At 67.7% G+C, this 13,619-nt stretch carries 11 protein-coding genes and 1 pseudogene; 7 read left to right on the top strand and 5 right to left on the bottom strand.

Annotation, left to right across the window (positions count from 1 at the left end; genetic code table 11):
• Positions 1-349: 349 nt before the first annotated feature.
• The 3 genes from ACIRPT_RS06815 to ACIRPT_RS06805 all read right to left on the bottom strand — a co-directional run bounded on the left by ACIRPT_RS06815 (position 350) and on the right by ACIRPT_RS06805 (position 3,999).
• Entirely contained in the window at positions 350-1,663 is a 1,314-nt protein-coding gene (locus ACIRPT_RS06815; protein ID WP_403823298.1) for a cytochrome P450, read from the bottom strand.
• 234 nt (positions 1,664-1,897) lie between these two features.
• Complete coding sequence (locus ACIRPT_RS06810; RefSeq protein WP_403823295.1) at positions 1,898-2,818, bottom strand: endo-beta-N-acetylglucosaminidase H; 921 nt, start codon at positions 2,816-2,818, stop codon at positions 1,898-1,900.
• Positions 2,819-3,375: 557 nt separating this feature from the next.
• Positions 3,376-3,999 carry a DJ-1/PfpI family protein gene (locus ACIRPT_RS06805; RefSeq protein ID WP_403823292.1) on the bottom strand — a complete coding sequence of 208 codons (624 nt, stop codon included), beginning with the start codon at positions 3,997-3,999 and terminating at the stop codon, positions 3,376-3,378.
• 88 nt (positions 4,000-4,087) lie between these two features.
• On the opposite strand from ACIRPT_RS06805, the gene ACIRPT_RS06800 reads away from it, so the two are divergent.
• The 4 genes from ACIRPT_RS06800 to ACIRPT_RS06785 all read left to right on the top strand — a co-directional run bounded on the left by ACIRPT_RS06800 (position 4,088) and on the right by ACIRPT_RS06785 (position 8,903).
• Positions 4,088-5,425 carry a PLP-dependent aminotransferase family protein gene (locus ACIRPT_RS06800; RefSeq protein ID WP_403823289.1) on the top strand — a complete coding sequence of 446 codons (1,338 nt, stop codon included), beginning with the start codon at positions 4,088-4,090 and terminating at the stop codon, positions 5,423-5,425.
• 186 nt (positions 5,426-5,611) lie between these two features.
• Entirely contained in the window at positions 5,612-5,950 is a 339-nt protein-coding gene (locus tag ACIRPT_RS06795; protein ID WP_403823286.1) for a hypothetical protein, read from the top strand.
• Entirely contained in the window at positions 5,943-6,824 is an 882-nt protein-coding gene (locus ACIRPT_RS06790; protein WP_403823283.1) for a hypothetical protein, read from the top strand. The genes ACIRPT_RS06795 and ACIRPT_RS06790 overlap by 8 nt, the downstream gene beginning before the upstream one ends.
• A 441-nt stretch (positions 6,825-7,265) precedes the next feature.
• Complete coding sequence (locus tag ACIRPT_RS06785; RefSeq protein WP_403823280.1) at positions 7,266-8,903, top strand: APC family permease; 1,638 nt, start codon at positions 7,266-7,268, stop codon at positions 8,901-8,903.
• A 79-nt stretch (positions 8,904-8,982) separates the two neighbouring features.
• Here ACIRPT_RS06785 and ACIRPT_RS06780 read toward each other — a convergent pair.
• Positions 8,983-9,285: pseudogene (locus tag ACIRPT_RS06780) on the bottom strand (sugar ABC transporter substrate-binding protein); the annotation flags it as partial.
• Positions 9,286-10,291: 1,006 nt separating this feature from the next.
• On the opposite strand from ACIRPT_RS06780, the gene ACIRPT_RS06775 reads away from it, so the two are divergent.
• Positions 10,292-11,281 (top strand): pirin family protein, encoded by a 990-nt coding sequence (locus tag ACIRPT_RS06775; RefSeq protein ID WP_403823277.1) that lies wholly within the window; start codon positions 10,292-10,294, stop codon positions 11,279-11,281.
• Between the two features lie 38 nt (positions 11,282-11,319).
• Positions 11,320-11,658 carry a GNAT family N-acetyltransferase gene (locus ACIRPT_RS06770; RefSeq protein WP_403823274.1) on the top strand — a complete coding sequence of 113 codons (339 nt, stop codon included), beginning with the start codon at positions 11,320-11,322 and terminating at the stop codon, positions 11,656-11,658.
• A 336-nt stretch (positions 11,659-11,994) separates the two neighbouring features.
• Here ACIRPT_RS06770 and ACIRPT_RS06765 read toward each other — a convergent pair whose 3' ends face one another.
• The gene (locus ACIRPT_RS06765; protein ID WP_403823271.1) at positions 11,995-12,378 is read right to left on the bottom strand and encodes a hypothetical protein; all 384 of its coding nucleotides are present in this window, start codon (positions 12,376-12,378) and stop codon (positions 11,995-11,997) included.
• A gap of 226 nt (positions 12,379-12,604) precedes the next feature.
• Between ACIRPT_RS06765 and ACIRPT_RS06760 the strand changes: the two genes are divergently transcribed.
• Positions 12,605-13,489, top strand: coding sequence for an SAM-dependent methyltransferase (locus tag ACIRPT_RS06760; RefSeq protein WP_403823268.1), 885 nt, complete (start codon positions 12,605-12,607; stop codon positions 13,487-13,489).
• The last annotated feature ends 130 nt before the right edge of the window (positions 13,490-13,619 follow it).

The following is a 13,619-nucleotide window of genomic DNA, read 5'->3' as shown; positions in this document are numbered from 1 at the left end:
ATTGCGTGTTCTTCCAGCTCAACCACGGTGCTCTCCCCCCATCGCCGACCTCGCCGACCTCTCGACCGCCATCGCGAGCAGCGCGCGATACTCTATCCGCTGAACTCTCGCCGCCACAGCAGAACCCCGGAATACATCGGGATCCGCGATAGACCCCGAGTATCCAGAGAATGGCGACCGGAAGAATGTGCGACAGCGACGTGATGGCCGCATACCGGTGTCATTGGGGGTGGCTTCGTTCACTTCTGGCCTGCGCCCTAAGGGTGTTGCGGAAGGGTGATCACGATCAGATCCGGCCACCGACAGCAAGGTCACCCAGCCTGTCAGGAAAAGTCGTCTGCAGCGCCCTTTAGAGGTCCCTTGGCCGCACCACCATCCGGATCCCGTCCCGTGCCCACAGCACGAACCGTTCCACCGGCGTCACTTCGTGCCCCGGCGCGGGCCGAAAGCGCAGGCGCTTGAGGAGAACGGCCAGGACGAGCTGGGCCTCGACCGTGGCCAAAGCGGCGCCCTCGCAGCTGCGTGGCCCGATCCCGAAGGGGACGTACGCGAGCCGCGGCCGCTTGGCCACCTCCAGCGGCGTGAACCGTTCGGGGTCGAACCGCTCCGGCTCGGGCCAGTGCTCAGGGTTCAGGTGCACCGCCCAGAACGGATAGAACACCGTCGTCCCGGCCGGGATCTCGTACGGGCCCAGAACCAGGTCCTCGGTCGTCTCGCGTGCGCCGTACGGGCCGGGCGGGAACAGGCGCATCGACTCCTTGAGCACCATGTCCAGGTACCTGAGCCGCCGCAGATCACCGTAATCGGGCGTGGCGCGATCGCCCAGCACCTGGTCCAGTTCGGCGGCGACGCGATCGGCCGCGTCGGGATGGCGGCCCAGCAGGTGCAGCGTCCACGAGACGGCGACGCCGGTGGTGTGGTGGGCGGCGAGCAGCGTCACCATCACGGTGTCCCGGATCCGCGCCGGGCTCTGACCGGCCTCGACGAGCGCCCCGATCAGGTCGCTGCGGTCGGTGCGGCCGCCCGAGCGGTGCGCCGCCACCACGCGGTCGACCGTCGCGCGCAGATATGCAAGGGCCGCCTCGGCCCGCTCCGCCGAGCGCGGGTCGGCCCGCGGCACCTGGTAGAGCCGCCCGAGGTGCTCGGTGAGCACCTCCTCGAACGCGGCGACGACACGGTCGGTGTCGGTTTCCGCGCCGCCGAGCGCGAACCCGCAGATCATACGGAGCGACAGCGCGGTCAACTCCTTTTGCAGCTCGACAGGTTCGCCGTCGGCCTGCCCCGCCCAGCGGTCCGCAAGCTCCCTCGCCAGCTTGCTGAAGCGCGCGAAGTGCCGCTCGTGAGCCGGCCGTCCGGCGAGCACCGAGAGCAGTAGTCGGCGCCAGGGGGTGTGCTCGTCGACGGGCAGCACTTGCAGGTTGCCGGCCTCGCACAGCGGGTCCAGGAACGCGAAAAGCCCCTCGGGCCGCGTGTCGATGTGCGCCGTGGCCTCCAGAAGCACGGGATCGGCGACCGACACGGCCGCGCCCGCGCCCGGCAGTTGGAAGCCCACGACGGGTCCGTGCGCCTCGTGCAGGCGTAACTGGTACCGGTGCAGCCCGCCCGCAGCCACAACGGCGCTCAGCCCGCCGTCCTCCTGGTGCTCGGGCCCGGGGATACGCATAACGGTGCCTCCTGTCTCAAGTCCTGCCCTTGAGTCTGTTCCGAGGGGCCCCTCAACTCGCCCTTGTATCAGCCAGTTCCCCCCTCGCCCCTGCTTCCGTACCTCACAGGCGCGAATGGTCAACCCGCACCGCGCCCCCGACATCGTTGTCGAAGGCGCGGCCTGCACGGATCGCGGCCCTACGGGATGTGGCAAGCCCCGAGGGGGCGCCGCGCGCTGGGGAGTGCGGTCGCCTTACGGCGTGTAGACGGCGTCACTGCCGTACAGCTCCCTGGTGAACGCGGAGACGTCGGCGCTGCGGTCGGCGCCGTCGAGGTTGTACGTCAGATAAACGCCGTACCCCTCGTCGACCGTGCGGCGGGCGAGGGAGGCGGCCGTGCTCTGCGAGGTCCCGCCGATCTCGACGGCCGCCGGCGACAGCTTCGACTTGGGCAGTGCGATGCCGGGGACCTGCCAGGTGCCGTAGTACGGGTTCCAGGCGTAGTCGAACTTGGACGAGACGTCGACGCCGCCGTAGGAGAGGCGCGACGCGGCCGGGCCGATGTTGTAGAGGCTGATGATCTTGCCCGGCATGTTCGCGCGCAGCGCCGTCACCAGGTACACGAACGAGCTGTCGTTGGGCTGGCCGGTGCCGTTGTTGCCGTACTCGGCGTACTCGTCGTCGAAGTCGATGCCGTCGAGGCCGTACTTGGCCACGGTGTCCGACAGTTGTTTCGCGAACGCCGAAGCCGCTCGCTGTGACGGGAAGTTGGCGAAACCCGCGCCCTGGTGGTTGCCGAGCACCGAGAGGACGACCTTGATGCCCTTCTGCTGCAGCGGCCGTATCTCCGTGGCGGCGTTGTCGAGGACGCGCTGCACGTTCTCATTGAAGTACAGATGCGCCGCCTTCGTGCCCGTGTCGTAATTGATGTTCGCCGCGAAGATCACGGCGACGTCGAAGACATTGCCGCCGCCGTTGGCGAGGGTGTACTTGCCGACGTTCAGCATGCTGTTGTTGTTCACCTCGACGTACGCCACCGAAGTCGGCCCCTGTTTCGCGGGTGCGGGGGTCGCTGCTGCGCCGGTCGTGGCGGTCGCGCCTAAGGCAAGGGCCACGACGGCTGAGAGCGCGAGCGCGGCCATCCGCGCTCTGCTCCGTACCAGAGTGAACACCATGGGTCGGTCTCCCATCGCATAGGTCGGCGCCCGACCTGTTCGGGAGCGCCGAGTGAGCCCTCCGAGTTTTCCGCTCCCGTGACCGAATCCCGAGAGTCATGCCCGAACTCTTCACAGCCCCCACGCACGTCGCGCCATAACCCGGCGCCCGGGCAAGGGAGTTGGTGCGTGCGGATTACGGTCGACATGCGCCTCATCAGGCCAGGAATCCGTCAAGAAGTGGCGTGCGAGTGCGAGCTGCGTCGGTGACGGATGCTCTCCGCTGCGGACGCAGCCTTCGTCAGCTTGTGCTTGGCAGAGCGTTTTCCAGGAGGACCTCTGCTGCCGCTCGCGCGTGACGTCTTAGCGCACCGGAGCCGTGAACGTCGCAGGTTGGACGAACAGCCCGAGGATCCGTTCGCGCGCCGGGACGTAGCCCTGCGCCGCGTCTTTCCCCGCAGTGTTCACCGCTTTGAGGCCCCCTGCCCAGGAGCTCGGTAGGTGTTCGGGCCGCGAACGACCAGCCAGGCTGCCGAGGGCATGGCTTCCTGGCCGGTCACTGCTTGCGACTGGTCGTTTCAGACGAGCGCCGGTGCGGGAGCGGGCAGATAGGGGGTGATGTTGCGCCACGCGCGCTCGATGTATTCCGCCTTCTCGCCGACCGGGGCGACGTAGTGCAGTGCGCTTTCGGCGGCGTCGTTGCCCTCGAGGCGGGCGATGATCCAGGCGGCGAGGTAGTGCGAGGCGAGGCAGCCGCCGGCGGTGGCGATGTTGTCCTTGGCGTAGAAGGGCTGGTTGAGCACCTCGACGCCGGCGGCGATGACCCAAGGCTTGGTGGTCAGGTCGGTGCAGGCGGGGATGTCGTTGAGCAGGCCGAGCTTGGCCAACACGAGCGCGCCGGAGCACTGCGCGGCGATGAGTTGGCGCGAGGGGTCCAGGCCGCGCAGGGTGTTCATGATCGCCTGGTCTTCGACGACCTCGCGCGTAGCGATGCCACTGCCGACGATGACTGCGTCAGCGGCACGCGCCTCCTCGAGAGTGGACATCTGCTCGATGACCACCCCGTTCATCGACGTCACCTTGGGGCTGGGGGTGGCGATGGTGACGCGCCAGTCGGCGGTCTTGATGCGGTTGAGCACACCGAGCGCGATCAGGGAGTCGAGCTCGTTGTAGCCCTCGAAGGTGAGGATGGCGATGTGCACGGCGGCTGTCCTTCCGGATGACTGGGTCTTGACGGTAAGGACCCGCGAACAGGACAGTCAAAGAATTGTCATGGATACAATTCGGTGCATGGCAGCCTCGCGGTACAAAATCCTGGTCGACGCGCTCGCATCCGACATCCGGACAGGCCGGCTCGCCGCAGGCGTGCGGCTGCCGACACACCGCGGGCTCGCCGCCCGCGAGGGCATCGCCGTGGTGACCGCGACCCGGGTGTACGCCGAGCTGGAAGCGATGGGCTTGGTAAGCCGGGAACAGGGCCGCGGCACGTTCGTGCGTGACATCGCGGTTCCCGCCGGGCACGGCATCGATCAGCAAGTCGTCGCCACGGATGCGGTCGACCTCAACTTCAACTATCCATCGCTGCCCGGCCAAGCCGATCTCCTCCGGCAGGCTCTGCGGGAGGTGGCCACCTCTGGTGAACTCGACTCGCTGCTGCGCTACCAACCACATCGAGGGCGCCCCCAGGACAGAGCCTCGATCGCACGGCACCTGAGGCGTCGCGGCATCACTCCTGACGCGGATCAGATCCTCATCGTCAACGGTGCGCAGCACGGCCTGGCCATCACCGTCATGTCCGCGCTCAACGCCGGCGACGTCATCGCGGTCGACGCGCTCACCTACCCGGGTTTCAAGGTGCTCGCGCAGGCCTTTCATCTCGACCTGGAGCCCATACCCACAACCGCCGACGGGCCCGATCTCGATGCCTTCGAGAAGCTGTGCGCGACCCGCCCCGTGCGCGCGGTCTACGCCATGCCCACCTTGCACAACCCTCTGGGATGGGTCATGCCGGCAACTGTCCGCACCCGTCTGATCGAGATCGCTCGCCAGCACGGTCTGCTCATCATCGAAGACGCCGCATACGCCTACCTGGTCGAGGACCCTCCACCGCCTCTGGCTGCAAGTGCACCGGACATCACCGTCTACGTATCGGCACTGTCCAAGAGCGTCGCCACCGGTCTCCGGGTCGGCTTCGTCGTCGCCCCGCCGTCCAGGGTGCCGTCGCTCGAACGCGCGATTCGGGCGACCACCTGGAACACCCCGGCCCTCACCACCGCGATCGCCTGCCGCTGGCTCGAGGACGGCACGGTGGACCATTTGGAAGCGCAGAAACGAGACGACGCCAAGGCCCGCCAAGCAGTCGCCGGACAAGAACTGGCAGGCCTGCCACTAACCAGCCACCCTTCGTCCTACTTCACATGGCTCACGCTGCCCGACGACGCACGCGCCGACCGCCTGACCGCCACTCTCGCGCGTCAGCACATCTCGGTAAGCACAGCGGAGCCCTTCACCACCTCGAAGCACACACCACAGGCGCTCCGCCTCGCTCTCGGCTCGACCGATCTGGACAGTCTCCAGTCGACGCTGCGCACACTGCGACGAGTCGTTATCGAGGACGCCTACGCCTGAAACTCCCCTCGACCAGCCGATTCCCGCCCGCACCGGCCTCTGCGGACGAAAGGCCGTCGGCGCTGGAGCGTGGCGGCCGGTCGGCCTGGGACCCGAGCCGCTGGATGCCCCGGCAGACGGTGGCCGGGGAGATCCCGAAGAGTGGGGCATCACCGGCGCGCTGGAGATCCAGCACGATGTATTCCCTTGCCTCGACTGGACCTTCCCCCACCGATCTTGGATAAGTCGGGACCGCCGGCCGACGCAGAGACCCTGTTCACGGGCCCCTCCGTGCAGCCCGGCGCGTTCAGCGGGTATCTGCACATGCCGTTCCGCAAGACGCTCTGCAGCTTCTGCTACTACCGCGTGATCCCCGGGCGTGAGCGGGAGGAGAAGAGCGCCCACACGGACTGCCTGATCCGTGAAATCGCCATGCGCAAGAACGCACTGCAGGGGCAGGTGTCTAAATCCGTCTACCTGGAGGGCGGCAACCCCTACCTATCCGAGCGACCACGAACTCGACTGAATTTTCAGGGCGTTGCATGACGCTTTCGGCATCGCGCCGGACACGGAGATCACCATGGAATCGGCGCCTGACGCAATTCCCGCGGCGAAGCTCTCCGCCTTGCGGCAGCTGGGCGTGAACCGGCTCAGTTTCCGGCCCGAACTGCTCGACGAGCCGGCCGCCTTCGTGCCCGCCGGCCAGTCCGCCGACGGCCGACTGGCCGCCAGTTCCGTGGCGAGCCGCAGCCCCCAAGTGGTCGGATTCTCCGATGCCTTCGCGCTGGACGGCGACCCTGACGCGGCCTGGCCGTTCGTGCTGGACGCAGTGAACCGGCTGTTCCCCACCCTGCTTGTGGTCGGCTACGAGCAGGGCGACGACCTGGCGGCAGCCACCCGCCATGGCTTCGAGCCGGTCGGTCCGCTGCGGATCTGGGGCACGGCCAGTAAGGCGGCGGATCAGCCGGGTAGCGCTCGCCTGGGATCGGTGGGGCCAAGGCCCGCGCAATCTCGCGGATCATACGGCCGAAGAGCTCTATCGCCCGGTTACCGCCGTCGGACCGCCACAGCCAGCACTCCGGGATGTCGCCCGCGATGGTCAGCAACGGCACACCGGCCAGATCCTCAAGTGTCCCGTATTCCGTCCGGCCAAAGGATGGTCGGCCGCGACAGCAAGGACCCTGTCCTCCGCGAGGCGCGTGGGTCCGCGGGGCAGGTCGTCCCCGATACCGCGGTGGTGCGGTTCGAGGTCGTCACGGAGGCAGCCGCCCAGACTGGTGAGGGCCACAAGCCGGCTCGTGCGCGTGAACAGAGGCGCTCCGGACGGCTGCGCCAACGGTCAGAAGGCCGGCTAGGGCAGCGGAAGCCGCCCCTGTGCGGATATGCACCTGGAGTTCCCCCGCAATATTCGATCATGTAACGGGTGGCATCTTATCTTCGCGCGAGGGTTCACTTCGCATTCCCTCGCGCGCCAACCCCCTACCTTCTAAGCTTTGTTGGTGGCATAAACGCCGCTTTCCGCGAGGAGTTCGGGAAGAGGCCCAGCGGCAGTACGCCTGACCGGTAGCCGGAGAAGGGCTCTCTCCGGAATTACAATTCCTCGCTGCGGAAGTTCAAATTTCCCTCAAAATACAGTCGCCGCGACAGTCGAATGAGTGGTCGGACGGTCACCGTCCGCTGCCCCGCCTGCCCTTTTGGCTCGCCGGCTCACATTCGACGGATTGTCCAGAGCGGCGGACCTAATTTTAGGTAATGAATTCTCCAAGGAATAGAAGTATTCAGCTGACAGCTCTTTGCAAGGCCGTCAATGCTCCCTAGCCTGAGGCAAATTTTCAGCCAGTCCTGTCCTGAAAGGCCTCCTATGGCAAGCGTTGACGAGATCGCTCCCCCGAGGACGCGCGAATCCGGTTCTCTCCGCAGGGACGTGGGGCTGATCGGCCTGATGTGGGCCTCGGTCGGCTCCATCATCGGATCCGGTTGGCTGTACGGAGCTCAGAAGGCCGTGGTGGTGGCGGGTCCCGCCGCGGTCATCTCCTGGGGCATCGGCGCGATCGCGATCGTCCTCCTGGCACTGGTGCACGCCGAGCTCGGTGGCCTCTTCCCGGTAGCCGGTGGTACGGCGCGGTATCCGCACTACGCCTTCGGCGGCCTGGCAGGCATGTCATTCGGGTGGTTCTCCTGGCTCCAGGCCGCGACGGTGGCCCCGATCGAGGTCGAGGCCATGATCGGCTACGCCGGTCACTGGTCGTGGGCCCAGGGCTTCCTGCACGCGAACGGAACCCTCACGACGAGCGGCTTCATCGTTGCGGTCGTCCTGATGGCGATCTTCGTCGCGGTGAACTTCCTCGGCGTGAAGGTACTGGCGCACACCAACAGCGCCGCGACCTGGTGGAAGATCGCCGTACCCCTCGGGGCGATCTTCGTCATCGCGGCAACCAACTTCCACCCGCACAACTTCACCTCTCACGGCTTCGCGCCGTTCGGCGCCAAGGGCGTGCTCAGCGCCATCAGCACCAGCGGCATCATTTTCGCGCTGCTCGGCTTCGAACAGGCCATCCAGCTCGCAGGAGAGAGCCGGAACCCCAAGCGCGACCTGCCGCGTGCCACGATCGGGTCGGTCCTGATCGGCGCGGTGATCTACATCCTGCTCCAGGTGGTCTACATCGGCGCACTGCCGCTGGCCTCCTTCGCGCACGGCTGGGCCAAGCTGGACTACGCCGGCATCTCCGGCCCGTGGGCCGGTCTGGCCACGCTGGTGGGCCTGGGCTGGCTTGGCTGGGTCCTGTACGCGGACGCGATCATCTCCCCCGGTGGCACAGGCTTGATCTACACCACCTCGACCTCGCGCATCTCCTACGGTCTGAGCAAGAACGGTTACGCACCCAGACTTTTCGAGAAGACCGACGCTCGCGGCGTGCCGTGGTTCGGCCTGATCATCTCGTTCGTGACCGGCGTGATCTGCTTCCTGCCCTTCCCGAGCTGGCAGGAGCTGGTCTCCTTCATCACGTCGGCGAGCGTCCTGATGTACGCCGGTGCGCCGCTGGCGTTCGGTGTGTTCCGTAACCGACTGCCGCACCACGAGCGCCCGTACCGTCTGCCCGGCGGCAATGTGATCTCGCCGCTGTCCTTCATCGTCGCGAGCCTGATCATCTACTGGGCCGGCTGGGACACCCTTCAGCGGCTCGGCTGGGCGATCATCATCGGGTACGTACTGCTCGGCAGCTACGCCTGGTACGCGACGAAGAAGCAGCTGCCCAATGCTCCGCGACTGGACTGGAAGGCCGCGCGGTGGCTTCCGGTGTACCTGATCGGCATGGGCCTCATCTCCTGGCAGGGCGGCTTCGGCGGCCAGAGCCACCTCCCGCTGTGGTGGGACATGGTGATCGTCACGGCGTTCTCTCTGGCGATCTACTACTGGGCCCGCTCCACCGCCGTTTCGGCCGAATCGATCGAGCAGAACATCGAGGAGGTCGCGGTCGTGGACGAGGGTGGTCACTGACCCCACACCATGACCTGACCACCAGGCAAGCCGTGAGTCCGGCCGGGCATCCGACCGGACTCACGGCTGTCGCTTCCGCCGGGTCCCAGGTCGTGGCTCCTGCTGTGGGCGGCCGTGGCGATGTGCGCCGGGGCGACGTATCCGGCGGCGGGCCTTCCGGAGAAGGCGCGGTTGAGTCCGCCGAGGATCTGCCGGCCCTGCTGCGAGAACGGCTCGGAATCGCTGGCCGCCTGGAACTGCCTGCTGTTGATGCGTGGGAACGCGGGGAAATCGCCGTCACCCGCGCCGATGTTGAAGGGGTGCCGGCGCCCTTCTCGTGCGCTGCGCGCAGGGCCGGGGCGGCGCCGGCGAAGTACACGTCGTTGATGGCGACGGATTGGGTTCGCGAGCCGTTTTCGCTGCTCTCAGAGCGGAGGCGGTGGGACGTGAACCCACGGTGGCATCGCTGCCACGACGGTTTTCAAGATCACGTGCGGGGCACGGACTGTCGACGCAACCCCCACGCCCGGAACCGGCGACTCACGTAGATACCGACGCCGATGGACAGTGCGATCAGCGGAGTCGAAGCCCCGCTGTCCATGGTCACGTGGCGGCCCTGCGCTGCCGACGCACCCAGAAGAGCGACGACCGCAGCGAGAGTCGCGGCTGCCACGGCAAGGCCGATTGCCATTTCAGCCCACCACATCGCCCGTGTCAGTCGAGTCGTCATGGCGTTGTTGTACATCGCGTACCTCGCTGCTGTACAGCCGCGAGGTACAGCGACCATCGAGACCGGAGTCAACCGTCAGCGCTCCCGCATGACCGTCTGACCAGGCGAGCAGACCCCAGCGAGCACTTCAACGAGAGCAACGACGGGCGCGGGCACGCCGCCGGCGACCGCGGCCCAGCCGTCACCGCGCAGCGGCTCACCACCCGGGCGGGCAGTCGCAGCGCGGTCGTCCGCCTCTGGGAGACGAGTTCGCCGTCGCCATACGGATCGGCGCCGGGCGCCGCGAGGGCGGTGGAGTTCCGCTGGTTGAACAAGGTGCCGAACGCCTCGAGGACGATGGACTTGTTCCGGTCTTCGGTGGTGCCCGGGTCGGCGCGGCGGTCGCCCTCGAGCCGGGGCCCGAACGACGGCCGAGGGACTGCCTGAGTACGTCAAGCATCAGGTCGCCGCCCACATGTACCCGCGGAGGGCATGGCTGACGGTCGCACTGCCCGAGGGGCCCACCGGCAAGATCCTTGAAAGGGAGATCGTCCCGCCGGCCGAGCCGGAGAGGCGATGAGACGACCGGGCCGGCACGGATCGAGAACCGCGAGCGCGGCCGGCCGGGTCGGGGTGACTGGCAGCCACCGGACCCTGGTGGTTGAATATGAAACAAATATCGCGCGAGAGGCGGTCCACGGTGAGCAATCTCGAAACGAAACCCATGGAACTGCGCTGCGGCGCCGCGGTGGACAGCGGGTCGCCGGCCGAGGCGACTCGGGTGGAGGTACTGACCGCCCGCGAGGTGCCCCTCGGCGGCCCCCGGGCGATGACCGTGCGGCGGACACTGCCGCAGCGCGCCCGGACGCTGATCGGCGCGTGGTGCTTCGCCGATCACTACGGCCCCGATGACGTCTCGCTGACGGGTGGCATGGATGTGGCCCCGCACCCGCACTCCGGGCTGCAGACGGTGAGCTGGCTGTTCAGCGGGGAGATCGAGCACCGTGACAGCCTGGGCAGCCACGCCTACGTACGGCCGGGCGAGCTCAACCTCATGACCGGCGGTTCCGGCATCTGCCACTCCGAGGTCTCCACCCCGCGGACCACCATCCTGCACGGCGTCCAGCTGTGGGTGGCGCTACCGGAGGAGCACCGCAACGCCGAACGGGACTTCCAGCACTACGCCCCCGAGTCCGTACGGATCGACGGGGCCGAGATCAGGGTCTTCCTGGGCCCCCTCGCAGGCGACGTCTCCCCGGTACGGACCTTCACCCCCCTGGTCGGCGCCGAAATCCTCCTCCAGCCCCGCGCGGCTGTCACGCTCGCCGTGGACCCCGGCTTCGAGCACGGCCTCCTGGTCGACCACGGCGACGTGCGCCTGGGCGACGCCCTGGTCCGTCCCGCGGAAATGGGCTACGCCCATCCGGGCAGCGACGCGCTGACACTGACCAACGCATCGGACGACCTCGCACGGACGGTCCTGCTCGGCGGAACCCCCTTCGAGGAGGAAATCGTCATGTGGTGGAACTTCGTCGGCCGCACTCACGAAGACATCGCGAAGGCCCGAGAGGACTGGCAGAGCGCCTCCGACCGCTTCGGCGCCGTCGAAGGGTACTCAGGCGGCCGCCTTCCCGCCCCCGCCCTGCCGAACGCCATCATCAAGCCGCGCAGGAATCCGACGCGCGACTGACCCGTCCGACGCGTCACCAACCTTTCTGGCAGGCACCGATGAACCAGCCTCGCACCGTGTTGACCGTGGAGCGGATGGACACCGAGAACCGCTACGCCATCCTCGTCGACGGGAGGCGCGCCGGACTCACCGCCTACCGCGACCGCGGCGCACAGCGCGTCTTCCACCACACCGAGATCGACGACGCCTTCGCCGGACAGGGCCTGGCCTCCGAACTGGTCCGGGAAGCGCTCACCGACGCGCGCGAATCCGGGAAACGGATCGTGCCCGTCTGCCCGTACGTGGCCAACTTCCTGGAGAGACACGACGAGTTCGCCGACATCACCGACCCCGTGCGTCCCGACGTGCTGAAGTGGCTGGAGACGGAACTGGACTGACCCCTCACGGACACCGAGGCACGCCGTCGTCGCCGGCGCCACCGGTGGGCCGCCCCGCGAAGAGCGGATCGCCGCATCCGTTCCGCTGGGCCTTGTCCGGTTTGCGGCGGGCACGGAGGACCGTGCCGAGGTTTCCAGGGCCCGCGCCCCAAAGTGGCGTATTGCGCCACCCCTGGCCCACCTGCCAAACCAGGTATTGCCCGCGCAACTGTGCGGGCAGCAGCGACCGGACGAGATCCCCTTCGGCATCGGACAGTTCATGGCGTCGTATCACCAGGCCACGACCCACGAGTCAAGATCACGACCGATCCTGGGACTGCGGGGGCGGTGTGTTCCTCAGGAGGTGGTCGAACCCGAGCGGGGGCGTCCGAGGAGTTCGGTGATGTCGTTCGTGGCGCGGTCGTAGCGGCTTTCGCGGTGGAGCCGGGCCATGGTGGCGATGTGCTCGAAGACGTGAGGCGGCAGTGGCTGCTTCTTCAGGTCGTCTTCCAGCCACTCCTCGTACGGCGCGTCGACATAGGTCACTGGACGGCCCAGGGCGGTGGAGAGTTCGGCCGCGATGGCATCCATGTCGCGCGCGTGGGCGCCGGTCAGTTCGTAGACCCGGCGGGATGGCGGGGTCGGAGCGAGCAGGAGGTGTGCGATCGCCTCCGCCACGTCGGCCGCGACGACCGGAGAGGTGCGCGCGGAACCGAAGGGCGTGCTCCAAACCCTGGCCAAACTCCTCGGCGCCCAATTGGACCCCATTACCCTCTGGCCGCGACCCCGTACATGCACTCGACACCGACTCGCCTCGGCGACGACGTGATGACCTGCTCAGGGCACGAGGAAGCCCATGAAGCTCGCGCATGCAGCGAGGGCCAACTGGCGGGTCGGAGCGCAGGGAGCCTGCCGTTGTCCGGAAACGACGGTTTGTCCCAGCCGTCGGCGGGCCAAGACACTCGACATGGTCGATCAACGTACGGAGACAACGGAGAACGGACCGGGAGCAGCGGCAACGGGGACGGGAGGTACAGGGGCCGCTGCAGCCGCGCGTGCGTACTACGACAGCGGCGACGTGGACGCCTTCTACGACAGCTTCTGGGGTGGCGATATCCACATCGGTATCTACGCACACGAGCGCGAGCAGGTCGGGACGGCTTCCCGCCGCACCGTGGAACGCATCGCGGCCAAGGTCGCCCACCTGCTGGGCCCCGGTCGTACGGTCCTCGACCTGGGTTCCGGCTACGGTGGCGCGGCTCGCTACCTGGCCGAGCGCTTCGGCTGCCGGGTGACCGCGCTCAACATCAGTGAGCAGCAGAACCGGCGCCATCGCACGACCAACGCCGAGCGCGGCCTGGATGGGCTGATCGAGGTGGTCACCGGCTCCTTCGACGACATCCCCTTCCCCGCCGGGCACTTCGACGTTGTCTGGTCCCAGGACGCCCTGTGCCACAGCGGCGACCCGGCCAGAACACTGAGCGAGGCGGCTCGGGTACTCGGGCCGGGGGGCGAGTTCGTCTTCACTGACATCATGGCGTCCGACGACACGCCCGCCGAGGCCATCCGGCCGCTGTTGACACGGCTGGCCGCGCCCTCACTGCCCACACCAGGCCAGTACCAAAAGCTACTACCGCAGCTCGGCCTGGCCCAGGTGGAGTTCGAGGATCTGAGCGAGCAACTCCGTACCCACTACAACCGGCTGACCGAGGAAGCGCAACGGTTCCACGCCGAGCCGGACGGGGCGATCAGCCCCGACTATCTGGCAAAGGTGCGGGAGAACCTCCCGCTGTGGCAGCGGGCCTGCCGTGACGGCCTGCTGGTGTGGGGCATCTACCACTGCCGCCGTTGAGGTGCCGAAACCGGGCCCGAGCCACGCGCCTAGGTGTGAGTAGCTGCCGGCGCCGATCGTCGAGCTTGCATGCGCAATCCGGCAGGTACGGCGAACGTCCGGGAGCCACGTTTCCTCACCAAACGACGGC

This window comes from Streptomyces sp. NPDC101227, from assembly GCF_044767545.1.
In the GTDB taxonomy this organism is placed as follows: domain Bacteria; phylum Actinomycetota; class Actinomycetes; order Streptomycetales; family Streptomycetaceae; genus Streptomyces.
Note: the sequence above shows the minus strand (reverse complement) of the source record. Positions and strands in the feature narration are given on the sequence as shown.